Origin of the sequence: Paraburkholderia sp. J67, from assembly GCF_905220265.1 — a bacterium.
Lineage (GTDB): Bacteria > Pseudomonadota > Gammaproteobacteria > Burkholderiales > Burkholderiaceae > Paraburkholderia.
The window spans coordinates 1-23,030 of record NZ_CAJMZK010000030.1 but is presented as its reverse complement, the minus strand read 5'-3'; the positions used below and the strand labels follow the sequence as shown (position 1 = coordinate 23,030).

Here is a 23,030-nt window from a genome sequence, read left to right as displayed (position 1 = left end):
CCCATGAGATGAACTTCAATTTACCCGATGTCCTCACGACTTATCTGGCCGAACTCGATGCCTTCATTGCAGAAGAGATCGCGCCGCTACAGGCGCAGGACGACAACGAACGCTTCTTCGACCATCGCCGCGAATGGGCGCGCACCGACTTCGATAACGGCGGCCTGCCGCGTCACGAGTGGGAGGCACTGCTTGCACAAGTGCGCCGCCGGGCCGACCGCGCCGGACATCTTCGCTTTGCGCTGCCGCGCGAGTTCGGCGGCAAGGACGGCGGCAATCTCTGGATGGCGGTGATCCGCGAGCATCTGGCGGCCAAGGGGCTGGGGCTGCACAACGATCTGCAAAACGAGCACTCCATCGTCGCCAATAATCCCTTCGTTCTGGTGATCCGCGACTTTGGCACTCCGAAGCAATGCGATCAGCTGATCGCCGGCATGCTCGACGAGCGCGTGAAGCTGGCTTTCGGCCTCACCGAGCCCGAGCACGGATCGGATGCGACCCACATGGAAACGCGCGCGGTGCGCGAAACCCGCGACGGCGTCTCCGGCTGGCGCATCGACGGCGAAAAGATGTGGACCACCGGCATGCACGTGGCTACGCATTGTCTGGTCTTCGCCCGCACGAGCGGCAGCGACGGCGACGCCGCGGGCATCAGCGCGTTTCTCGTGCCCGCACAAGCCGACGGTGTGAAGATCGAAGAGTACCTGTGGACCTTCAATATGCCCACGGACCACCCGCGCGTGAGCTTTACCGATGTCTGGGTTGCGCAGGACGCGTTGCTCGGACCGCTGGACCGCGGGCTCTCGGTCGCGCAGCACTTCGTGCACGAGAACCGCATCCGCCAGGCGGCGTCGAGCCTGGGCGCCGCCGACTACTGCATTCGCGAAAGCGTGAAATATGCGCGCGCACGTCGCCCGTTCGGTCAAGAGCTCGCGCAGAACCAGGGCATCCAGTTCCCTCTGGTCGAACTGGCCACGCAAATCGAAATGCTGCGCCTGCTGATTCGCAAGACCGCCTGGGAAATGGATCAGATGCCGAAGTCCGAAGTCGAGCGCCAGCTTTCCGACAAAGTCGCCATGTGCAACTTCTGGGCAAACCGGCTTTGCTGCGAGGCCGCTGATACAGCCATGCAGGTACACGGCGGACTCGGCTATTCGCGGCACAAGCCTTTCGAGCACATCTATCGCCATCATCGCCGCTACCGCATCACGGAAGGCGCAGAGGAAATCCAGAAGCGCAAAGTTGCAGGCTTTCTGTTCGGCTATATGGGTCCGAACAAGATCTCGCGCGCCACGGCTTGACCGCACGCGTCCAATGCCCCTGTGACGCCTCCGGACGAGCGCCGATTGCATGTGCGCACCAGAATCCCTCATCTCGCGAAGACATCCCGATGAACGATACCGCTTTTAATACCCCATCCCACTCCGTCGAGGCCAGCGCTGTCCCACGGACGCGCGGGCAGTTTCGCCTGATTGCCGCCTGCTCGCTCGGCAACGCGCTGGAGATTTTTGACTTCACGATCTACAGCTTCTTTGCGCTGCTGATCGGCAAGCTGTTTTTCCCGTCGAGCACGCCTTATATCTCGCTGCTTCTATCCGTGGCGACCTTCGGGATCGGCTTTGCCATGCGCCCGCTCGGCGGTTTCGTGATCGGCAACTATGCGGACCGCCGCGGCCGTAAGGCCGCGCTCACGCTCACGCTATCGCTGATGGTGGCCGGAACACTGTGCATCGCCGTCGCGCCGTCGTATGCGAGCGCCGGTGTACTGGGCACGCTCATGGTGCTGGCCGGTCGCCTGCTACAGGGCTTTTCCGTGGGCGGCGAATTTGCGGCTGCCGCCGTGCTGCTCATGGAATCGGGTCATCAAGAGGGGCGCGGCTGGCGCGTGAGCTGGACGCTCGCCACCCAGGGCATCGCGTCGCTGGTGGGCGCGCTGTGCGCGGCGGCGCTCTATGCGCTGCTTCCCACGGCTTCGCTGGAAAGTTGGGGTTGGCGCTTGCCGTTCCTGATCGGCTTGCTGATTGCGCCCGTGGGCATCTACATCCGCTCGCACCTCGATGAAACGCATCAACAGCGCGAGCAAGGTCCAAGTCCGCTGCTGATGCTGTGGCGCGATCATCGCGGTCTTGTGCTCAAGGGCATCATGGCGACTGCGGCAGGCACCGCGACCATGTATCTCGTGGTGTTCTTCATGCCCACGTACATGATTCGCGTGCTGCATCTGCCGCCCGCGCTTTCCCTCCTCTCCGGGTGCGTGACCGGCGCGACCGTGACCGTGGCGGCGCTCGTCTCGGGCCGTCTCACAGACCGTCTCGCGCGCCGCAAGCCACTCGTCCTGACATCACTGACGCTTAGCATGCTCGCGGTCTATCCCGCGTTCTGGCTCATCACCACGTACCCAAGCGTCCCGCTTGTGATCTGCCTCGCTACGCTGCTCACCGCTTGTATCAATCTCGGCATGACGCCGCTCTTTCTCGGCATCATGGAGACGCTGCCGATCGAGGTGCGCACCAGCGGCATTTCGGTGATCTCAAGCGTGGGGATCGCAGTGATCGGCGGCTCGTCGCAGTTTATCGTCACCTGGTTGCTGGCTAGAACCGGCGACCCGATGTCTCCCGCCTGGTACATGCTCGTGTGTTGCGTCGTGACGGTACTGGCTGTGTTGAGCATTCGCGAAACGCCCGGGCGTTGAGTCGCGCGACAAGGCAAACGTGATTCGCATTACTGTCGATCTACAACACAAAACGGAGACAACACCATGCGCTGGCAGCAACGTCCGCAAGGTTCCAATTGGGGCGATTTTGGCCCCGACGATCAACTCGGCCGGGTCAATCTGATCGGCACTGAACAGGTCGTGAAAGGCGCTCGGGAAATCCTCGCCGGCATGAGTTTCTGCCTGTCCTTGCCGCTTGATTATCCAGGCGACAACAAGCTCAACCCGCCGCGACACGCGCCCGTACTGCGCCCAAACTTTTACCGTGAAGGCGAGCCGTTCGTCAATTTTCCCGTGGCACGCATGGACCCGCATGCGACGGATGTGGTCTGCGACGATCAGGTTGTGCTGTCGCTCCAATATTCGACGCAGTGGGATTCGCTCGCGCACGTGGGCGCGCTGTTCGACGCCGACGGCGATGGGCTGGCCGAGCGCGTCTACTACAACGGCTATCGCGCTAATGAACACATCGTCGGTTCGGTGACCTATGACGACGCCCCGCCGTTCAAGCCGCACCCTTGCTGCGGCGCGGGCACCAGCGAGGCTCGCGCGCTCGGTATCGAAAACCTCGCGGTCAAAGGCATGCAGGGACGTGGCGTACTCGTCGATCTGGCGCATGCCTATGGTTTCGGCGCCAGCGACGTTGGCTATGACAAACTGATGCACGCTCTCGATGCACAGCGCGTCCAGGTCGAACCTGGCGATATGTTGCTGTTGCGCACCGGTTTTGCCGAAGTCGTTCTCTCGATGCAACGCAACCCCGATCCTGATCGTCTGCACCATAGTTGCTGCGCGCTGGACGGACGCGACGAGCGCTTGCTGAACTGGATCAGCGATTCCGGCATCGCCGCATTGATCGCGGATAACAACGCCGTCGAGCGCTTCCCTGCCCGCCCCGCGCCGCAGGACGAAAAGCAGTATCCGTTGCTCCCGCTGCACCATCATTGCCTGTTTAAGCTCGGTCTGCCGCTGGGCGAGCTCTGGTATTTGCGCGAACTCGCCGACTGGCTGCGGGAAAACGGTAGAACGCGTTTCATGTTGACCGCCCCGCCGCTGCGCTTGCCCGGTGCGATGGGTTCGCCCGTCACGCCGGTCGCGACCGTCTGAGTTGCAACGTGCGTTGGCGCGAACGTTGTCCTTTTCTTTCTATGCAAACCATGAGGAGCCGCTAATGTCTGAGACCAGCGCAATCTGTGAACTGGCAACGCGTTTTTTTGATGCGATCGAAACAGGCAACGTTCAGGGAGTCGAGGCCTGTTTCGCGCCCGACGCCGTTGTATGGCACAACTTTGACGATCTCGAACAGCACTGGACAAAAGTCGTCCCCACGCTCGCAGGCATGATTGAACGAATCAGCGATCGACGCTACTCGAATCGCCGCTTGGTGCCGTTTGAAGGCGGCTTCGTGCAGCAACATCTATTGAGCGGTGTGCGCAAGGATGGGGTTCGGGTGAGTCTCACGGCAGCACTCATCGCTGAAGTGCGTAATAACAGGATCACCCGCATCGACGAATACATCGATTCCGCACAGATTCCTGCTTTCCTGGTTCAGGTCTGAAACCATAAATCTATAGTGCCTCCCACGCACTCACGCGTGGGACTGAGTTGATGAACTTACGCGACAACCTGCGTCACTCGTTGATCGCGACAATGTCGCTTTACCTGTACGGCAACGAGGTTCGAACGGCACGCTAGATCGGCTAGGCGTTGGAGGACGTTGCTGGCGGCCACCTCCCACATGTCGGTCACGTCTAGGTTAGTGATTTCTGAGGCGCGATAACGATGACTGTTAGTTGCATCGTAGGTTAATTTTTATACGAGAGTCGATAAAAAATCGCCATTGGCGATAACTGGCCTTATCGCCAATGCACTCCGCGCGACCTAAACTATTTTCACGAAAACTACACCGGCCCCGGCCCGCCCGCCAGGCTTGGGAGCGGACCACCCGCCGGATCGCCCGCTGCCGTGGCCACCACGCTGCCGCTGCACTGCCTGACCTCGAATCGCTCGCCGCACCGCGCGCCTGGCACGCGGGACTCACCGCGCGCGAAGCCGTCATGCGCCACCTCAACTAGGCCCGCGCCGACGGCCAGTCCTAGCGCAACGTCATCACCCGTCTCCGCAGGCAGTTCGCGGCCTGTGCCCGTGCACGCTAGCGCGACGACCTGGTTGAACTCTTAACACACCCGGCAGCCGAGCGCTTCCGGTAACTATCCGCATATCCGGACGAAACTACGGCTAAGAATTGAGTGGAGAGAACCAGCAGATGTAGACATCCGTCAATCGCAACACAATGCATCGGGAGATGTTCGCGATACGAATTCAACGCCGTCGATCGACAGCCACAGGCGTAAATATCAAGCATATTCTTAATCAAGTATCGACCGGACTTTCTGACTTCAAATCTCTTCGCTACTGAGCGCGTTATCTAAAAGATCGTTGAGTGTCGCCATCGCCGCTGTTGCGCCACGACGCTTTCGAGAGTGGGTAATCATGAAACATGATCGCTCTGGCGTTGGTCCAAGCAACGTAAAAAAACTAAATCCGTGCTTAGAGCATGCCACGTGTGCGACCCGTGCTGGAACAAGACTCCACTGGTCAGGTTGGCGAAGAAGAGAAAGAGTCAAATGAATTGTGTCGACCGTAAGCCTTCCTTGCACCCGCGAAGTCCAACGAGTGCCGTGCCAAGCCAGAAACTCGTCGTCAGAACTAGCGAAAATTTCATGTTCGCCGCGCAGCTCGCTAGCGTCCACGTCACGCCTTCCCGCAAATGGGGACGACGGCAGACAAAGCGCTACAACCGGATTGCTATAAAGCTTTCTGGTTATCACCTGATCATGCGCGAACGTTTGCCGAGTGAAGGCCACGTCGAGTTCACCGCGGGCAACCTTGTCAAACAGTTCACGGGACCTTCCCGACTGAATTGAAATGAGAAGCGGCGGCTCTACCTGGGAAAGACCTTCATAGACATCGTCAAGAAGCTCAAAATTTATAGCTGCCACGCTGCCAATGCGCAGAGACGAACGCTCTGCATGGCTGGATATCGCCAATGTTTCGCGATGAAGGGTCATCCATCGCTCCGCGACATCAAGAAACGCCTCACCCGCGTCGGTCAGCCTGACGTCCCTGATACCCCTCCCACGTTCGATCAGCACCGCACCCAATTCAGCTTCGAGAAGACTCAAGCGCTTGCTCACAGTGGGCTGAGCGAGGCAAAGCACTTCCGCGGCTTTGCTTACACCATTGCTCCGAACAATCGCGAGAAAAGCTTCAACGGCGGAAAAATTCACTCAAGTACTCCTGTTCTGCGTGCGTCGAGCGTGCCGCGCCAGCGGGGTCACAGCAAAATATTCCAAAATAGTATTTTTAATACTCTAATTATTCATTTTACCTATTAACTTAGCGGATGCAAAATGCACCTGTGAATGACGGTCTTTTGCAACACGAGGAAGCCGCTTTCGCGAGGCGACCGCACGTGCGCAATTAGCGACGTCCAACGCCACGTTCAAGCTCGGCGTCGTGCGACCTATGTCGCACCGTCAACACACTGGCTCGCAGCGAAACCGACAGCCCCGCTCGTGCTAGCGGGACGAACCATGCCGCATTTCGAGAGAGTTGGTCGAGCAGAAGCTGTTCTCAATCGTAATTACCGAGTTGGCTCAATACGACACCGTAGAACGTACGAGCAAGCCGTATTTTGAGCACCAGTTCAGGAAGTTCAGGAATGACCACGAAGATCGATACCCACCATCATATTGTTCCTCCTGCGTATGCTGCCTGGCTTGAGCAGCGTGGCATTACTGCTGGTGGGCTTGCTATTCCCAAGTGGAGCGTCGACGGCGCTTTAGACCTCATGGACGCAGAAGGTACAGCGACCGGAATACTTTCCGTCTCGACACCGGGAGTCCATCTAGGCGACGACGGTGAAGCGAGGGAAAAGGCTCGCGAGGTAAACGAGTTCGCCGCAGGCATCGTCCGCCAACATCCGGATCGTTTCGGTTTTTTCGCAACCCTGACCCTACCTGATGTTGACGGTGCCATCGAAGAAGCAAAATATGCGCTTGACGTCCTTAACGCCGACGGCATTGTCTTGATTAGCAGCGTCCGTGGAACATATCTGGGCGATGAATCCTGGGCCCCGCTCTTCACGGAGCTAAACGATCGTCACGCGGTCGTGTTTGTCCATCCCGGCGACCTCCCCTGCGATCCTGTACCAGGCATCCCGCCGTTCGCAGCCGATTTTTTGCTCGACACCACTCGCGCGGCCATCAACATAGCGAAGGCCGGATGGCTTGAGCGGTTTCCGAATGTCAAGATCATCCTGTCCCACGCCGGGGGGTTCGTGCCGTACGCGGCAGAGCGAATTGCGCGGATCGTTTCTCCCGACGGAAAGAATGAAGGCGGTTTGGCGCGTTTGAAGCAGTTCTACTTCGACACCGCGCTCTCCAGCAGCCCCTACGCACTCCCCGCCCTGCTCGCTTTTGCTGATCCAACACACATTACCTTTGGCAGCGATTGGCCGTACGCAAATAAGGAACGCTCTATCGATTTCACGAGACTGCTTGAAGAGTATCAGCTGAGCGCCGCTCAACGCGAAGGTATCTATCGCACGAATGCCGAGGCACTCTTTCCGCGGTTGAGGAAGAATAAAGCCTAAGGCGGGAAGCAACGCTCGCATCGCGATTTTCGAACGTGTCGAACCGGCTGCCGAAATGAGAGAACGTCGCCCTCGACGTCCCTGGTGTCGAGGGCGATCCGCAACCGAAGGACCACCATATTGTGTACAAATGAGATCGACTGGAGCTAGTCAGTTGTGCAGCGCGACGGTCACCATCGATCAGCAACCACGTTCGTGACGTTGATGGTCAGAACATCTGGCGAATACCTATGCTGACACCCATCGTCGCGCCTTTGACGCCATAAAGCGCATTGTTAATGGAAAGACCCGTATCCATCCGTCCATGATTGTTGACGTACCCAACCTGTCCATACAATGTGGTCCGTTTAGACAGGAAAAACTGAACGCCACTCGCGGCCAAAATTGAGTGATTGGAACTTTCGTTGCCATCACGCGTGTAGTAGACACCGGCATTGACGTTCAGATACGGCGTTACGAAGTAACTGAACCCACCGGAATAGACGGCGTTATCAAAGCTACCTGCAACCTTGTATAGCGTGTATGCGGCGTAAATTGAAAAGTCGTTAGAGAAGTGATAGCTCGCTCCAATATCGCGCCCTACGAATTCAGCCGTACTTGGGATAGGCGTGGACACACCGGTTCCGCCTGCATTACCACTATATAAAGCACCGGAGATAGTCAGAGCACCGAGGTGATATCGAAGACTCGCCGAATATTGTCTGCCAGCGGAAAAATCACCAGCCGTCCCGCCAAACGAAAACATGCCCGCCGCCTGAAGCCCCATAATTTCAGGCGACGTGTAGCTAATTGCGTTGTTATTGAACAGTCCAGTGACCAGGACATTGTCAACATATGGAAGCAGGCCGCTTCCAAAATTCGACATGCCACGTGGATCGAGATCATATATCGAGAGAAAAAACGGAGAAAACTGCAATCCAGCGGCCATTTTCCCGTACGGGCCCTCGATCCCAACCCACGCCTGTCGACCGAACATGTTCCCGTTGGAGTGACCAAACGCGCCAGTGGCAAGATTCACACCGCTTTCCAGATCAAAAATCGCACGCGTGCCCGCGCCCAGATCTTCTGCGCCTCGCAAGCCGAAGAGCGTCGCTGTCATCCCACCTCCAGTGAAGGAAACCTGGTGACCAGCGTCCGCCCCGGTTTTTGAATTCATTGTCTTGCTGGTGTAAAGGATTGAACCGTCAACGACTCCGTAAAGCGTAACGCTGCTCTGGGCGCTCGCTGCACCACTCGCCATAGCCGAACATGCGATCAGGCAAGCGCATGTCAGTTTCTTTTTATCTCTCCTCACTTCGCTCTCCTTATTTTATTTCAGTTCGTTTACCGGTCTTGCTATCCCCTATGAAACAGATGCACGTTCGTCAGTAGGTTGAGATCTTCCGCGCGATATGTTGTCCCCAACAGTCAACACAACTATTGACGCGACTGTTGGCCAGCAGTCCGCCTGCGAGGTGGACGCCGTTGCAGCCTTTGTGGTTCGCGGCAGACCTGCTTCGCGCCCCCCAGCCTACTTCCGCAATCGCGCGAACTCTCATCCGCATGATCCTTGGCAGCGATTGTAGTGAGACAATTCTCACAATGACAATCCTCTCGTTTCCCCTGGCGACCGCATTGGGTTGAACGCCGCCTGTGCGAGATAGCGCGGCAAGCCATGCCTGGCAAGGCTCTGCCCCATCGACACGTCATTTGTAAGACACAAGAAGTTGCTCCCGCAACGGGTTAACGCCTGGACCAACGAGGGTCAAAATTTATTGACTTATCGGCAATTATCATCGACTCTTCAATTAATTGACTATCAATCAATAAATGTAGCGACGTAGTCAATCCAGAGAAACAGGCGCGGCACCTGATCAGTAAAACTATATATTTGGAGACAAAACATGCTTCGGAGGCACGTAGCACTCAGCGCTTTTTCCATCGTGCTGGCTATGCCCGCGCACGCGCAAAGCTCAGTCACGCTTTATGGAATTATCGACATTGGCGTGAGCTACGCGAACAATGCGCAGACTCGAGTGGTGAACAGAACGGCTGTCGGGGGATCACAGTTTGCCTTGACCGACGCTCATGCGACAGGTCTCAGCGGCAGCCGCTGGGGCTTGCGGGGAACGGAAGATCTGGGTGGCGGACTGAGCGCGATCTTTGTACTGGAAAACGGCTTCCTCGCCAACAGCGGCGCGCTGGCGCAAGGGGGAGCTGAATTCGGTCGACAGGCATACGTTGGTCTTGCCAATTCACTGGGCCGGGTTACAGCTGGCAGACAGTACGATCCACTCATCGACTTCGTGCAGTCGTTCGCGGCCTCCGGCTCTTGGGCCGGCTATATGGGCGCACACCCCGACGATCTGGACAACCTGACCAACACCAACCGGATCAACAACTCCGTCAAGGTCACCACGGCAAAGTTCGGGGGCTTCAGTGCTGGCGCACTGTACAGCCTGGGAGGGACCGCAGGCAGCGTCACGCAAAATCAGATCTGGTCTCTCGGCGCCGGCTACACAGGTGGATCCTTCGCGTTCGGAGCAGGCTACCTGAACGCGCGGGACCCGAACGTCTCCTTTTACGGGAACACGCCTAACAAGGGAACCGCAACGGCCAACAATATCGGGTCTGCTGGCAGCGCAACGAGCCCACAGTCGTATCCCGTGTATGCGGGCTATGCTTCCGCCAAGACGCTTGAAATCCTCGGCGCGGGTGCTTCTTACACACTCAGCAGCGCCGTTTTCTCTCTTGCTGCGACCAACACGCGCTTTGATCATCTTGGCTCATCGTCCGGCCCCAATCCGCTCGGTTATAGCGGCAACGCCGTGTTCACCAGTATCGATTTCAATGTCCGCTACAACGTTACGTCGTTTCTTCAACTGGGCAGCGGTATCGACTACACACACCGGAACTCTGTCAATGGCGATGACGGCGCGAAGTATCTACAGCTCGATCTCGCTGCAGACTACTTTCTGTCCAAGCGCACTGACCTGTACGTGCTGACGGTTCTTCAGCGCGCGATGGGAACTGACTCTCTTGGACATTCCGCCGTTGCCTCGATCGCCGGCTTCAGCCCTTCCACGACCGACAAGCAGATTGGCGTGCGCCTTGGCATTCGTCACAAGTTCTAATTCATCAGGTCGCGCGCGCACCTCGCGGCTTGCGGGGTGTGCGCGACGTTTGATGATTCGCGGCATCCGACGCTTCTCCCGATTGCCAGGTGTCGAAGCCATCGAGCAACAGCTTGAGCCCCGCGTCGAACGCATGCTCGGCACTGAGACCGGAAAACGCCGCACCTACGATTTTTGCTGCCGGATAGCGATCGTCGGGAATCGCGTCAAACTTCCCGCGCAGAAAACTCGAATGCTCCGCCGGTGACTGCCGTCCTGCAGCCGAGATGCTCGACGAAAGCAGGTATTGCGCAAGCAGGTGATAAGCGAGAGCGGAGCGGTCTGCAGAGAAGCCCCCCTGAAGAAACGCTGAAGTTATATGGTTGAACAGCGCCATGCCGTAGTCAATCTCGCCCGGCGACACTGACTGAAACAGGCGAAAGCGGTTATGCGACGCCACGTACATACTCACCCCCGGTATCTCACGCGCGAGATCAAATGATGAGCGCGCGATGATCTCGACATCCGAGCGCCAGTCCCCGGTTAGCGCGGGTAGCACTTCAAGACGTCGCCGGTAGTATCGATTGAGAACCCCGGAGATCAAGTCGTCGCGGTTGCCAAGGTAGTAATGAATTAGCCCAGGCGCCACGCCGAAATCCTTTGCAAGCTGTGCGATCGACACCTGATCGAGCGCCACCGTCTTCGCCAGTTCACTGGCTCGCTCAATGATCACGTTCCGCGACAGCATGGCTTCCGCACCAATTGCCGCTGCAGCTTTCGGTGGCCGACCTCGCCTGCGTGGCGTAGCTTCGACGGGAGATTCGAGCTTCCTTTGGGTACGTGCGGTCATCGATCAGGGACATTGGTCGGGAAAGTACCGACAGTCTACCGCCAAAAATTAATTGACGATACGCCAATTAATTTATAACCTATTTTCCACAGGATTCAATTACCGTTGGAGGAGACGTGGAACAGGTAGAAAAAGCGGCCGTAACAGCGGGACTGCGCGGAGCAAACTGGGATCCCGCACTGATGCGCCGCCCTTACAAGGTCGTGCCCTATTCGTTGCAGACCGCAGACGGTCAGAAGACCCTCGGCTTTCTTTTCACAGCGACGGGAAACGAAAAGACAGTCGTGTCGATCATGCATCCTCGCGAGATGTCCGTGACGCACTATCTCGTCCCCGCCGTGCTAGACGCGGGCTGCGCGTGTTGGGTGCAGGGACCGCGCTCGATCGGCAACGACTTGCGCCTTGAACACGAACTCGCGCTGCTCGACGTCGCGGCCGGCATGCAGCATCTGCGTGGACTCGGTTACCGCGATATCGTTTTGCTCGGCAATTCCGGTGGTGGTGCGCTGTATGCGTTCTATAACCAGCAATCCAGGCTCGCGCCGGCAGAGCGACTGACGCACACGCCTGCCGGCAGGCCGACCGGGCTGGCAGAAGCCGACATGCCGGGCGCGGACGGCTTCATCCTCGTCTCGCCGCATCCGGGGCAAGGCGCGATTCTGCTGAGTAGCCTTGACCCGAGTATTGTTGACGAAAACGATCCGATGTCCGTCGATGCGTCGCTCGATCCGTTTTCTCCCAACAACGGCTACGACCCCGCTACCCGCACCGCACAATACACGCGCGCATTCGCCGAACGTTACCGCGCTGCGCAACGGCTGCGTGCGCAACGACTGGACGAGAAGGCCCGCAGCCTGATCCAGCAAAAGCTGGAAGCACGGCGCCGCCTGAAAGGCGACGCGCCCTCGTTCGCCGATCGCCGCGTCGCAGCCCATGCACCGATCTTCCAGATCTGGCGCACCGACGCCGACCTGCGCGCATGGGACATCTCCATGGATCCGTCCGACCGCAAAGCGGGGTCGCTATGGGGCAACGACCCGTTCGTATCGAACTGGGGCAGCGTCGCCTTCGGTCGAATCGTCACACCGGAATCCTGGCTTTCTACCTGGTCAGGACTATCGACGCGCGCCTCCTTTGAGAAGTGCGCTGAATCGATCGTCGCACCAACACTCCTGCTCGAATACACGGGCGATCAGTGTGCATTTCCAGAAGACCTTGAAGTGATTTTCAACGGTCTCGGTGCACTCGACAAATCGCGTGTGCGCGTTCGCGGCAACCACCATGGTATGGCCCTTCAGCGCGATGAACCGTCCGGGCGTGAGGTCGCGAGCCGCCATATCGTCGACTGGCTGAATACCCGATTCCCGGCCAACTGAGTGCCGGGTTACAGACAATGATGGAGACAACGTTGGAACAACAGCTAAACCAGCCCCGTGTTGCACTGCCGGGCGTTCGATATCGCGATGAAGCGAGACTGCGCACGTATCTTGATGCCGGCGTGCTCGGCACACAATCGCTGACGTCGGCGTTTCGGGAAGCGTTCGCGAAACACGCGTCGAAGCTCGCACTTGTCGGCCTCGAAGGCGAATTCACCTACGAACAGCTCGACGATCTCACAGACCGCTTTGGGGCGGCGCTGCTTCGTCTAGGCGCACAGCCTCTCGATCGCGTCATCCTGCAATGCGGCAACTGTAACGAATTACTGATTGCCTTTATTGGCTGCCTGAAGGCGTCACTGATTCCGCTGTGCGCGCTTCAGGCCTTCCGCAAGCACGAGATCACGTATCTCGGGAACCTCTGCGAAGCTGCGGTACATCTGGTTCAGGGCGATGATCCGAAGTTCGATGACGTCGCCTTTGCAGCGGAAATGCAAGGACATGTTCCGTCGCTGAAGATCACGATCCAGGCGCGCGGCTCGCAACGTGGCGAGGCCATCACTTTGTGGTCTCTCATCGACGGTATGCCCGCAGACGATGCCCTTGAGTTGCTTGCCCACATCGAAGACGATCCCTTCCAGGCTGTAGTCTTTCAGCTCTCCGGCGGCACGACTGGTGTTCCGAAGATCATCCCGCGCTTTCATAACGAATACCTGTACAACATGCAGGCCGTCGCGGCGTGGAATGGCTACACAAGCGACGACGTACTCTTCATGCCCACGCCGTTCATGCACAACATGAACATGGTCTGCTTCTTTGGGCCAATTCTGCTTGCAGGCGGGCGCGTAACAGTTTGCCCCGATATTTCTACGGAAACGCTATCAAGCACGATTGAGCGCTATGAGCCGACGTGGTTCGGCCTGGCAGGCCCCATCCTTTCACGCGTCGCGGAGCAGATGAAGCGTGCGACACCGGCCACGAAGGCGAACCGCAAGCTGACCGGGCCAAAGAATGCCCCCCGGCTGCGCGAGATGCTCGGGTCGCCCTGCTACCACATCTTCGGTATGACGGAAGGCGTGATCATGTTTGCGCAGGAAGGCGATCCGCAGTATGCGCTCGATGAATCCGTTGGTCGGCCAGTTTCGGCGTGGGACGAGGTCAAGATTGTCGAAATTGGTGGGGAAACGGAGGTCCCCGACGGGGAAACCGGCGAAGCAATCTTCCGTGGTCCCTACACGATTCGCGGCTACTACAAGTCGGAAAAGGAAGATGTGCATCGCTTCACGGCCGACGGCTTTTACCGTTCTGGTGACCTCATGATGGCCCAGGTCATCGACGGCAAGCGCTACTTCTTTTTCCGCGGCCGTACCAAGGACGTTGTCGACCGCGGGGGCGAAAAGATCAACGCAGAAGAACTCGAGAACGTCATCAACCGATGCCCGAGCGTACATGCATCCGCGGTCATCGGCATGCCCGATCCGGTATATGGCGAACGGGTCTGCGCGTTCGTCGTGCCTAGCCCGAACGAGACACCATTCACGCTCGCGCAGCTCACGAGTTTTCTGGAGGCCGAAGGTCTCGCGAAGTTCAAATGGCCCGAACGGCTCGAACTGATCGACGAATTCCCAGTCACCGCCTCAGGAAAGCGCAGCAAGGTGCTGTTGCGCCAGCAGCTTATCGAGCGCCTGCAAAGCGAAGGCTCGGCCCCTACCGCCAATCGAGGTTAAGACATGAATCAGCCCGTCCATTCGACCCTGCTCACGCATCCCGTATTGCGCGGTGTGCATCATACGGCCCGTCCGACGTGGAAACTCGAAGAGACCGTCCACTTCTATCGGGATCTGCTCGGCTTGCCCCTTGTTCATGCAATCTCGGCACGCGGCTGGGGACCAGCCGATCACGCTGACTTTCTGCACTTCTTCTTCGACAGTGGCAACGGAAGCACCATTGCGTTCTTCTACTACATTGGCACGACTTGTCCTGAACGGCTCGCGCCAAGCGATCACTATCAGGTGCGCGCGACGCACACGGCCTGGCAGGTATCCGATGCAGCGGAACTAGCTGAATGGCGTACGCGCGTCGAACAGGCCGGCATCGACCTGCGTTATCAGGTGCGCCATGAGGTCATCGAATCGATCTACTTCAACGATCCGAACGGCTACCCGATCGAAATCACCTACCAGACACGTCCATTCGACTCGATGGACGCCGCAGACGCCGCGCGCACCATTGAGGCAGCCATCGAAATGGAACAGCGCGGCAGCCGTGGCGAATCATTTACCTCCATCGATCCGGTGTGGCAGCGCAAGGCGAGCGGCCTGAAAGCCTCCGCCGACACGGATGTTGCTTCTGTGTTCGTACTTGACGTGCCCGAGTTCCGACCGCTCATCGACTCCGCACATGAGTCAGGCGCTTACCCCACAACCGCCATTGGCAACGGATATATCCGCATCGACGGCAATCCGGGCATCACATTCGACCGCAAGGCGCTCGGCTTCAAGCCTGCTGTCTGGTACGGCGCGCTGACGGGCGGCCTTGCTGGACAGATCGAGCAGTTCGACACTGATCGTCTCGTCATTAGCCCGGTGGTGCAATCATGAAAGTCGACATCGTTGGCGGCGGACCATCCGGGCTCTTCCTTGCCATACTGCTCGCGAATAGCGCGCCCGGCATCGAAATTGAAGTATTCGAACAAAATGCGCCCAACGCAACATTCGGCTTTGGCGTCGTGCTTGCAGATACGGGCCTTGCCCGGCTCAGCGAAGCCGCGCCCAGCGTTTGTGCCGATCTGGTCAAGGCGATGAAGTTCAGTACCCAGCAGAACATTGTCAGTGGAGAGACCTCAATCACGGTGCAACGGCCTGGCCAGGGCGGCGGAGCGATTGCCCGGCTACGCCTGCTGTCTATCCTGCAAGAGCACGCCTCCCGTCTTGGCATCCGAGTGACGTGGTCTTCGCGCGTGCTCGACGTCGCGACGCTCACCGGCGACATCGTCGTCGGCGCGGACGGCATCAATTCGCTTGTAAGGACGAGCGACGAAGCGGGCTTCGGCACCTCCCGTCGCGATCTCAGCAACCACTTCGCCTGGTTCGGCGTGCAAAAGGCTTTTGCATGTCCGTCGCTAGTATTCCGTCGGCATGAAGGCGGCTATTTCGTCGCGCACTACTACCCGTATTCCGACGATATGAGCACGTTCGTGGCTGAATGCGATGATCGAACGTGGCAACAGTTCGACCTCGACAATGCGAGCGCGGATTCACGCAGGGAGTTATTCGAGCGCGTATTTGCACCCGAGCTCGATGGCCATGACCTCGTCTCGAACAACTCGAACTGGCGCCAGTTTCCGGTGATTCGCAATGGGAACTGGTACAGCGGCAATCGTGTGTTGATCGGCGACGCGCTGGCAAGCGCACATTTCTCGATCGGTTCAGGCACGCGTATAGCGATGGAGGACTCGATCGCTCTCGCGCAGTCGATCGCAGCAAACGCTAACGACGCACCGGCAGCACTGCGAGCCTATGTGGCCACGCGTCGCGAAGCCAAGGATCGCCTGATCGGTGCGTCCGAAGCCTCATATGAGTGGTACGAGCAGATCCGGGAATGGATGGATAGCTACACGCCTCACGAGTTCGTGTATCAGTTCATGACGCGCACGGGTCGTGTTGATACGGCGCGGCTGCGCGAGCAGTACCCCTCACTCATGCAGGAACTCACGAGTGCCGGCGCGGTGCCAACGGGCAAGGCGCTCCAATGACGCTGAGCTACGAGTACGTGCTGAACGTCTCGCCGTTCGTCGTGCGGCGCACCGTGCGCTGGGGGGACTGCGATCCAGCGGGCGTCGTCTACACGGGTCGCTTTCCCGACTACCTTCTCGGAGCCCTGTCGCTCTTCAAGGAGCACATTGCAGAAGGAACTGGCCAGTCGCTCGGTCAGCCTTACGGTGTGGGCTTTCCTTGCCGCGGTATGACGTTTGACTTCTCAGGGACGCTCTGGCCCAACGACGTTGTCGATCTCGAATGCTACGTCGGCGAGATCCGCACCCGCAGCTTCGATTTTCACTGCGAGGGGAGACGCCCTAGCGGCGAGCCAGTTTTCAGTGCTCGCTTCTCGCCGATCTGCGTTCATGCCGAAGTGCGTGAAAGCACAGACATTCCCGCGCCGCTGCGCGCGATCCTGGCGCGTCACGGCCGCGCCGCTAAAATGAGGTAAATGGGACATGAATTACCGCATCGGGCAAATAGTGCCCAGCTCTAACATCACGATGGAGAAGGAAATTCCCGCGATGTTTGCGTCGTACATGAACGACCACCCTGAACACGCATTCACGTTTCATTCAAGCCGGGTGCGCATGCATAAGGTGGTCGCTGAAGAACTTGAGCGTATGAATCGCGACATGGGCCGCTGCGCCGTCGAACTTGCCGACGCACGTGTTGACGTTCTCAGTACCGCGTGCCTGGTTGCCATCATGTGTATGGGCAACGGCTATCATCGCACCGCAGCACATGCGCTGCGTGACGCGATCGATACACAGACCACGTCGCCAGAGGTCATGACGTCGGCTGGAGCGCTTGTCGATGAACTCAAGAGCTTCGGCGCGAAGCGTATTTCGCTGATGGCACCGTATAGCGACGCGCTCACGCGGCGCGTTATCGACTATATCGAGGCTGAAGGCATTGAGGTGCAAGATGCAATCAACTTCTCGATCGAGGACAACCTGGACGTCGGCGCACGCGATCCGCTTCTATTGCTTGACGATGTGAAACGTCTGAATACCCAGGGCGTCGACACGGTCGTGCTTTCGGCGTGCGTGCAGATGCCCTCCTTGCCAGCTTTGCAGCTCGCGCAGCGAGAACTCGGCATTCCCGTTACATCTACGGCCGCATGTACTGTTCGACAAATGCTCAAGCTACTTGGTCTCGACCCGGTGCTGAAGGGCGCTGGCGCCTACCTCGGAGACAATTCTGGACTTAACTGACACAGCACACGTCGGCAAATAACACAACGCTGTGATGGATATGTGAGAGGAGACAAACGTGACTACGATCACCCCCAACCCATACGCACCAGAAGCGGCAGAGAAGCCATCAAAGAAGAGGCTTGCCGCGATTGTCACTGGCGCCGCTGTCGGCATGGCATTTGGCTATGCACCCATGTTCAACGCAACTGCCGGCATTTTTGCACCCTCGATTCTGCAAGAGTTTCACTGGACGCACGAACAGGCAGCCGTGTCGTACGCGGCTTCGATGGGCGGCCTCGCAGTCGCCAGCCCACTCATCGGCGTGTTGATGGACCGATTCGGCGTCCGACGCGTCATTCTGATTTCGGCAATTGTGTTTAGCCTGGCACTCGCCTGCATGGGAATTCAGAGCGGTGAAAGAGGCACATGGCTAGCGCTTTCGATCATCGTCGGTGTTTTCGGCGCGGCGACGTCCGTGCTCGGATATCTCGCTATCCTGCCTCAATGGTTCGACAAGCGGCTTGGCCTGGCGACCGGCTTCGCCATGATCGGGCTCGGTGCCGGCGCCGCGGCCGCACCAGCCGCCGCTCACTATCTGATCTCAATGCTGCACTGGAGGCACGCCTACCAGGTGCTGGCTGGTGTATCTTTCGTCGGGTCGATGCTTGCACTGTCACTGCTTAAAGAACGACGCCCTTCGACGCTTGCGGACAAGCACGCTCCACGCCACGGCAGTATGCCTGCAGGCGATCTACCATTTTCGCCAGTAAAGTTAGGCGTAATCTTCCTCGTGGCATTTCTTGCTTCAAGCGCAACCCTTTCCCTGAATCCGCATTTGCCAGCCTTGCTGCTGGATCGCGGTTTGTCAGGTGCTGCCGCCGCGAGATGCGCGTCGGCCGTTGGGATCGGGCTCCTGATCGGTCGCCTGCTGTCGGGATTCCTGATGGATCGCTTTCACGCTCCCTTTGTTGGCGCCACGTTCTTACTTGCGGGCGCTTGCGGCACGCTCCTCCTGTTAAACGCAACATCCCTTCAATCGGCACTGCTCGCATCGGCCCTTGCTGGTTTGGCCATCGGTGCGGAAGGCGATTTGCTTTCGTACCTCGTACGCGCCTACCTCGGGATGAAGAAGTTCGGACGCAACTATGGCATCGCGTTCGCCGGCTATGCCCTTGGTGCAGTCTTTGGTCCACTGGCTGCGGGGCGTTACGTGGATACCTATGGCAACTTCGAATTGCCGCTGCAGGTCGCACCTGCGTTATTGATAGCGGCAAGTCTCCTGCTCATTTCTCTCGGGCGATATCGGTCATTGAATGCGACGAGCCCGGAAGGCAGAATCGCGCGGGCAGAGACCTGACTATGTCCACAGCCGGGCGCCAGTGTTCATGCGGATGGCGCCCGCAGTCAGAAAAGGCCGGCAATGCAGCACCTGCACCGCTCACCTCAGCCTCACGTTGCTCGAGTGCCCGCCGTCGCGCCCGTTAGCGATGTCGCAGTGCACCCTGATGCGTAGCAAGCCTCTTCGGCAAAGATTTGAGGTTGTTAGTCCCGGTTTCTCGACCAGGCCCTGAACGGGCACTGGCCAGCATTCCACTCTATCGGATCAGCGCTCCCGTATGATATCGGCGAGCGCCTCTACCCCCTGTGTCAAAGCCTGCTTCACATGTCCCCCGACATGCGTCTTGTTCACCGCATCTGAGACTGCGAAGCGCGGAAAGAGCGCCAGCGCGTGAGCGCGGTCAATGCCTGATTTCACGTCTTCGGAAATGACTTTCAATTCAGCAAGAGATTTTGTCTGAATGCCAGAGACAACCGCCGGCGCGAACGGATAATCGCTACCAAAGAGGATCTGCTTCGGCTCCACGAGTTCACTCAAAGCTGCCAATGCGTATGGCGAGGGCGACAGAGCCGTGTCGTAGTAAAAGTTGCGCACGTAGTGCAGCACACCTCGGGGTGCTTTTCGCGCCATTTCCGGCATGCCGTTGGCCAGCGACAGACGCCAGGCGATATACGGTAGAAAGCCACCCGCGTGCGCAAGAATCCATCGGATCTTTGGGTATTTTTCAAGCGTACCGGAAAATATCAAATTAGTTGCCGCACGCGTAGTATCACAGAGGAACTCCACCAGAAAGCCAGGTGTAGACAAACCGAGTTCGCTGCTGGTGCTATGCAGATTCGGGTGGACAAACACAACCGTTTCTCGTCGATTCAATTCAGACATGAGTTCGTCGAACCGCTCGTCACCCAGGAAGTAACCATCTGTGCTTCCGAGCAGTACTACGCCGTCGGCTCCCAGCTCGTCCAATGCATATACGGCCTCGCGACACGCATCATCCGTAAACGGCATTGGCAGAACCGCGAACGCGCCAAATCGTCCGGGATAGCGGTTAACCGTTTCAGCTGCGAATTCATTGCATGCGCGTGCGAGATCTCGTGCCTGCAATGGCCCACCGAAATTCACACCCGGGGCCGACAGGGAAAGGATCGCTGTTGCAATGCCGTGCATGTCCATGTTCTCGATGGATAGCTCCGCTGTCCACGTCGGGAGCTTCGCGCCAGCAACTTCGTCTCGCCCCCTATCGTGCATCGTCTTAACGAAGACTGGTGGGATCAAATGATGATGAACATCAATGCGGTTTGGCTCTTGCTTCATGGGGCGTTCCTGGATGGCGAAAAATTTCTGAAAAGGCTGCTACCCGAGTGAGGCACGCGCACTCGAGCGTTTCAGTGATACGTAAGTGAGGAGTTGGCGCCGCACCGGCATTGCACACTGAAAGATCAGAGCGCAGTTCGGGAGCGCCGAGGTCACCGTGCAATGGGCATGGCGTTCGTTGTACGCGGAAAAGCTGCAAGTTGGGATGCAGTTCCTGCGCAGATGTGGAATTGACCGACAGGACGCGTAACCGGCGGGAGGTCGGGCCACGCTTGTAGGCGACGCCTCTACGAGAGCATCCACCCTCGGCAGCCGATTGCGCGCAACGTCGATGCTCAGTCGGCTCTTTAGTGAGCTAATGCACTGGCTGAAAATCTCAGTTCACCGCCCCTACCGATGCGTCCTGCGCAAGGAACGTCGTCACCATCGCGTTAAATTCATCCGCGCGCTCCCACTGAACCCAATGGCCAGTCTTGCTATAAAGATGGACATCGCAGTTCGACATGATTTTCGCCAGTGTTTTAGCACCGCTGGCACGGTTCACCTTGTCCTCAATGCCCCATAGCACTAGCGTCGGGGTCTGCACTGCTTTGAGTCGATCGTCGCGGGTGAAATCAATAAGGCGGACTTTAGGCATCCCGCGCGGGCCGCGCAGTGGCGGGCTGGCTACAACTTCGGGATCGATGCTAGCGCGAAATCTCTCGTCAATAATTGCGTCGGTAACATCACGGGCGTCATACACGAGATCGCCCCGGACGAACGTTGCCAACTTATCGCGAGTTGGCCCGTCTCCCTTGTAGTAACCAAGCAGCCGGCGCAGCCCAGCTGTGGGAATCGCGCGCGTTGTGTTGACGCCGCCAGGCCCCATAAGCACCAACCGCCCAACTGCTTCGGGTCGTTCGATCGCCATACGCAAAGCACACGCGCCACCAAGCGAAATTCCGACGACGTGCGCCCGCCCGATCTTCAGCGCGTCGAGCAACCCCAACATGCTCTGAGCGAGATCACCAAAGGGATCGCTCTGGTCGATACCCTTCGTTGATTTGCCGTATCCGGGCATATCGGGGACCAGAACGCGGTAACGAGCGGCGAGGGCCTCGATGTTGCGTGAATAATTGGAGACACCGGATGCTCCCGGCCCACCGCCGTGGAGCATCAGAACTGTGGGCCCTCGGCCAAATTCTGAAATAAAGATCTCTCGCTTGCCAATTGAAACCAAGCGCTCATTCACTGCACACCGACCATAAGTGGCGTTCACGGTAGCTCCGGCGATTGTCCGGTAGTTCGATAAGAATCTTCATAATGACAACAAACTCACTATGAAGATACGATGGTTTCTACCTAGGAGGGATCGACGGGCTGAAGTCCAAACGTATAATCCGGGCATGACTAAACTCTCCTCAGATGTCGATCATCGACCACGCGTCGCTGCCGAGCGGCGCGGCCGGATGCGGGCTCGGCTCATTGAATGTGCGATGCTGGTGTTCGCCGACAAGGGCCTGGGAGCGAGCGTCATTCAGGATGTAATCGCCGCGGCAGGTGTTTCGCAGGGTTCGTTCTACAACCACTTCCGCACGAATACCGATCTACTCGAAGCGGTTACGCAGGAACTCAACAATGAGTTGTTGCAACTCATTGAGACCGAAGTGGGTGACTATGACGATCCCGCGTTGCGTATTGCGAGCGGCGTACGGATGTATCTGCATTCCGCCTGCGCGTACCCCCAACTGGGTCGGTTCATTTGCGCCGTAGGATTGCATTCGGCGGGACCTAGCAGTCTGATCTACGTCTACCTGCCCCCCCATATCGAACAGGGCTTAGCCACGAAGCGATTTCAGAACATCACTGTCGATGTTGCACTCGATCTGATTGCGGGCACGGCGTTGGCAACGACCGCGAGGATTGCGTCTGGCCAATCCGACGCTACACAGCCAGAGCGTGCGGTGGCGGCAATTCTTCGTGGCTTGGGCGTTCCCGCAGACGAAGCCGATGCGCTTACGCGTGCGCCGCTTGCCCGCGTCGTTGCGCCGCTAACATCGTTGCTCGAACGCGGCAGACAGAGAGCAGAGGAACGTGCAGCGAGCACCGGTGTCCGCTAGAGAAGATCCGCAGACGAGACTCACTTGAACCGCTCCGCGTATCGTTCGCAATGAATCAAGGCGAAGAGTCAGGTGTAACCTCTATCGCGGGCCGGTCAATCGAGCAGGCAGCATGGGGCTCCTTCACCGTGCGGAAGTTGCCTCCTTCAGATCGAGCGCCACATCCACGATCATGTCTTCCTGGCCGCCGACCATCCGGCGCTTGCCCAGTTCGACGAGAATGTCCACGGTCTTGAGGCCGTATTTCTTCGCGGCCACTTCAGAGTGGCGCAGGAAGCTCGAATACACGCCTGCGTAGCCCAGCGCGAGCGTTTCGCGGTCCACCCGCACCGGACGATCCTGCAACGGGCGCACGATGTCGTCTGCCGCGTCCATCAGCGTGTGGAGATCGGTGCCGTGATTCCAGCCCATACGCTCCGCGGCCGCAATGAACACTTCAAGCGGCGCGTTGCCCGCGCCTGCGCCCATGCCCGCGAGCGACGCATCGATGCGGTCGCAACCTTCTTCCACCGCAACGAGCGAATTCGCCACGCCCAGCGAGAGATTGTGGTGCGCGTGCATGCCGGTTTGGGTTTCGGGCTTGAGCACTTGTTTTACGGCGCGGAAGCGATCGCGCACATCGTTCATCGTCAG

The 23,030-nt window shown here is 58.4% G+C and carries 20 protein-coding genes; 14 read left to right on the top strand and 6 right to left on the bottom strand.

Annotated features, from left to right (window positions below; all coding sequences use genetic code 11):
- Window positions 1–8: 8 nt before the first annotated feature.
- The 4 genes from U5782_RS34300 to U5782_RS34285 all read left to right on the top strand — a co-directional run bounded on the left by U5782_RS34300 (window position 9) and on the right by U5782_RS34285 (window position 4,271).
- Entirely contained in the window at window positions 9–1,301 is a 1,293-nt protein-coding gene (locus U5782_RS34300; protein ID WP_322048293.1) for an acyl-CoA dehydrogenase family protein, read from the top strand.
- Window positions 1,302–1,390: 89 nt separating this feature from the next.
- Window positions 1,391–2,692 (top strand): MFS transporter, encoded by a 1,302-nt coding sequence (locus U5782_RS34295; protein ID WP_322048292.1) that lies wholly within the window; start codon window positions 1,391–1,393, stop codon window positions 2,690–2,692.
- Window positions 2,693–2,758: 66 nt separating this feature from the next.
- On the top strand, window positions 2,759–3,820 hold the full coding sequence (locus U5782_RS34290; protein WP_322048291.1) for a cyclase family protein: 1,062 nt from the start codon (window positions 2,759–2,761) through the stop codon (window positions 3,818–3,820).
- Window positions 3,821–3,884: 64 nt separating this feature from the next.
- Window positions 3,885–4,271, top strand: a complete 387-nt coding sequence (locus U5782_RS34285; protein ID WP_322048290.1) for a nuclear transport factor 2 family protein — start codon at window positions 3,885–3,887, stop codon at window positions 4,269–4,271.
- 841 nt (window positions 4,272–5,112) lie between these two features.
- On the opposite strand, the gene U5782_RS34280 is transcribed toward U5782_RS34285, so the two are convergent.
- A complete protein-coding gene (locus U5782_RS34280; RefSeq protein WP_322048289.1) occupies window positions 5,113–6,003 on the bottom strand; it encodes a LysR family transcriptional regulator in 891 nt (296 codons plus the stop codon).
- Between the two features lie 434 nt (window positions 6,004–6,437).
- Here U5782_RS34280 and U5782_RS34275 point away from each other — a divergent pair, with 434 nt between their 5' ends.
- On the top strand, window positions 6,438–7,370 hold the full coding sequence (locus U5782_RS34275) for an amidohydrolase family protein (protein ID WP_322048288.1): 933 nt from the start codon (window positions 6,438–6,440) through the stop codon (window positions 7,368–7,370).
- 208 nt (window positions 7,371–7,578) lie between these two features.
- Here the strand turns inward: U5782_RS34275 and U5782_RS34270 are convergent, their stop codons facing one another.
- Window positions 7,579–8,610 carry a porin gene (locus U5782_RS34270; RefSeq protein ID WP_322048366.1) on the bottom strand — a complete coding sequence of 344 codons (1,032 nt, stop codon included), beginning with the start codon at window positions 8,608–8,610 and terminating at the stop codon, window positions 7,579–7,581.
- Window positions 8,611–9,253: 643 nt separating this feature from the next.
- Between U5782_RS34270 and U5782_RS34265 the strand changes: the two genes are divergently transcribed.
- Window positions 9,254–10,483 carry a porin gene (locus U5782_RS34265; RefSeq protein ID WP_322048287.1) on the top strand — a complete coding sequence of 410 codons (1,230 nt, stop codon included), beginning with the start codon at window positions 9,254–9,256 and terminating at the stop codon, window positions 10,481–10,483.
- Between the two features lie 4 nt (window positions 10,484–10,487).
- On the opposite strand, the gene U5782_RS34260 is transcribed toward U5782_RS34265, so the two are convergent.
- Entirely contained in the window at window positions 10,488–11,210 is a 723-nt protein-coding gene (locus U5782_RS34260; protein ID WP_322048286.1) for a TetR/AcrR family transcriptional regulator, read from the bottom strand.
- Between the two features lie 284 nt (window positions 11,211–11,494).
- Here U5782_RS34260 and U5782_RS34255 point away from each other — a divergent pair, with 284 nt between their 5' ends.
- From U5782_RS34255 to U5782_RS34225, 7 genes are read left to right on the top strand one after another with little or no spacing between them, the layout of a single operon-like run.
- Window positions 11,495–12,688, top strand: a complete 1,194-nt coding sequence (locus U5782_RS34255) for an alpha/beta hydrolase (protein ID WP_415914455.1) — start codon at window positions 11,495–11,497, stop codon at window positions 12,686–12,688.
- Between the two features lie 32 nt (window positions 12,689–12,720).
- Window positions 12,721–14,415: an AMP-binding protein gene (locus U5782_RS34250; protein ID WP_322048284.1), complete on the top strand. Its 1,695-nt coding sequence runs from the start codon at window positions 12,721–12,723 to the stop codon at window positions 14,413–14,415.
- Between the two features lie 3 nt (window positions 14,416–14,418).
- The gene (locus U5782_RS34245) at window positions 14,419–15,288 is read left to right on the top strand and encodes a VOC family protein (protein WP_322048283.1); all 870 of its coding nucleotides are present in this window, start codon (window positions 14,419–14,421) and stop codon (window positions 15,286–15,288) included.
- The gene (locus U5782_RS34240; RefSeq protein WP_322048282.1) at window positions 15,285–16,442 is read left to right on the top strand and encodes an FAD-dependent monooxygenase; all 1,158 of its coding nucleotides are present in this window, start codon (window positions 15,285–15,287) and stop codon (window positions 16,440–16,442) included. The genes U5782_RS34245 and U5782_RS34240 overlap by 4 nt, the downstream gene beginning before the upstream one ends.
- On the top strand, window positions 16,439–16,897 hold the full coding sequence (locus U5782_RS34235) for an acyl-CoA thioesterase (RefSeq protein ID WP_322048281.1): 459 nt from the start codon (window positions 16,439–16,441) through the stop codon (window positions 16,895–16,897). The genes U5782_RS34240 and U5782_RS34235 overlap by 4 nt, the downstream gene beginning before the upstream one ends.
- A 7-nt stretch (window positions 16,898–16,904) precedes the next feature.
- A complete protein-coding gene (locus tag U5782_RS34230) occupies window positions 16,905–17,663 on the top strand; it encodes an Asp/Glu racemase (RefSeq protein WP_322048280.1) in 759 nt (252 codons plus the stop codon).
- A 58-nt stretch (window positions 17,664–17,721) separates the two neighbouring features.
- On the top strand, window positions 17,722–19,002 hold the full coding sequence (locus U5782_RS34225; RefSeq protein ID WP_322048279.1) for an MFS transporter: 1,281 nt from the start codon (window positions 17,722–17,724) through the stop codon (window positions 19,000–19,002).
- Window positions 19,003–19,248: 246 nt separating this feature from the next.
- Here U5782_RS34225 and U5782_RS34220 read toward each other — a convergent pair whose 3' ends face one another.
- Window positions 19,249–20,298 (bottom strand): amidohydrolase family protein, encoded by a 1,050-nt coding sequence (locus U5782_RS34220; protein ID WP_322048278.1) that lies wholly within the window; start codon window positions 20,296–20,298, stop codon window positions 19,249–19,251.
- A 376-nt stretch (window positions 20,299–20,674) separates the two neighbouring features.
- On the bottom strand, window positions 20,675–21,556 hold the full coding sequence (locus U5782_RS34215; RefSeq protein WP_322048277.1) for an alpha/beta fold hydrolase: 882 nt from the start codon (window positions 21,554–21,556) through the stop codon (window positions 20,675–20,677).
- 127 nt (window positions 21,557–21,683) lie between these two features.
- Between U5782_RS34215 and U5782_RS34210 the strand changes: the two genes are divergently transcribed.
- Complete coding sequence (locus U5782_RS34210) at window positions 21,684–22,397, top strand: TetR/AcrR family transcriptional regulator (RefSeq protein ID WP_322048276.1); 714 nt, start codon at window positions 21,684–21,686, stop codon at window positions 22,395–22,397.
- Window positions 22,398–22,520: 123 nt separating this feature from the next.
- Here U5782_RS34210 and dmpG read toward each other — a convergent pair.
- Window positions 22,521–23,030 (bottom strand): 4-hydroxy-2-oxovalerate aldolase (gene dmpG / locus U5782_RS34205; RefSeq protein WP_322048275.1); only part of this gene is annotated, 510 nt, incomplete at its 5' end.

What these genes read in the sequence shown, in the direction of transcription:
- U5782_RS34300 (WP_322048293.1), top strand. Translation starts at nt 9, where the DNA reads ATGAACTTCAATTTACCCGATGTCCTCACGACTTATCTGGCCGAACTC.
- U5782_RS34295 (WP_322048292.1), top strand. Translation starts at nt 1,391, where the DNA reads ATGAACGATACCGCTTTTAATACCCCATCCCACTCCGTCGAGGCCAGC.
- U5782_RS34290 (WP_322048291.1), top strand. Translation starts at nt 2,759, where the DNA reads ATGCGCTGGCAGCAACGTCCGCAAGGTTCCAATTGGGGCGATTTTGGC.
- U5782_RS34285 (WP_322048290.1), top strand. Translation starts at nt 3,885, where the DNA reads ATGTCTGAGACCAGCGCAATCTGTGAACTGGCAACGCGTTTTTTTGAT.
- U5782_RS34275 (WP_322048288.1), top strand. Translation starts at nt 6,438, where the DNA reads ATGACCACGAAGATCGATACCCACCATCATATTGTTCCTCCTGCGTAT.
- U5782_RS34270 (WP_322048366.1), bottom strand. Translation starts at nt 8,610, where the DNA reads ATGGCGAGTGGTGCAGCGAGCGCCCAGAGCAGCGTTACGCTTTACGGA.
- U5782_RS34265 (WP_322048287.1), top strand. Translation starts at nt 9,254, where the DNA reads ATGCTTCGGAGGCACGTAGCACTCAGCGCTTTTTCCATCGTGCTGGCT.
- U5782_RS34260 (WP_322048286.1), bottom strand. Translation starts at nt 11,210, where the DNA reads ATGCTGTCGCGGAACGTGATCATTGAGCGAGCCAGTGAACTGGCGAAG.
- U5782_RS34255 (WP_415914455.1), top strand. Translation starts at nt 11,495, where the DNA reads ATGCGCCGCCCTTACAAGGTCGTGCCCTATTCGTTGCAGACCGCAGAC.
- U5782_RS34245 (WP_322048283.1), top strand. Translation starts at nt 14,419, where the DNA reads ATGAATCAGCCCGTCCATTCGACCCTGCTCACGCATCCCGTATTGCGC.
- U5782_RS34240 (WP_322048282.1), top strand. Translation starts at nt 15,285, where the DNA reads ATGAAAGTCGACATCGTTGGCGGCGGACCATCCGGGCTCTTCCTTGCC.
- U5782_RS34235 (WP_322048281.1), top strand. Translation starts at nt 16,439, where the DNA reads ATGACGCTGAGCTACGAGTACGTGCTGAACGTCTCGCCGTTCGTCGTG.
- U5782_RS34230 (WP_322048280.1), top strand. Translation starts at nt 16,905, where the DNA reads ATGAATTACCGCATCGGGCAAATAGTGCCCAGCTCTAACATCACGATG.
- U5782_RS34220 (WP_322048278.1), bottom strand. Translation starts at nt 20,298, where the DNA reads ATGAAGCAAGAGCCAAACCGCATTGATGTTCATCATCATTTGATCCCA.
- U5782_RS34210 (WP_322048276.1), top strand. Translation starts at nt 21,684, where the DNA reads ATGACTAAACTCTCCTCAGATGTCGATCATCGACCACGCGTCGCTGCC.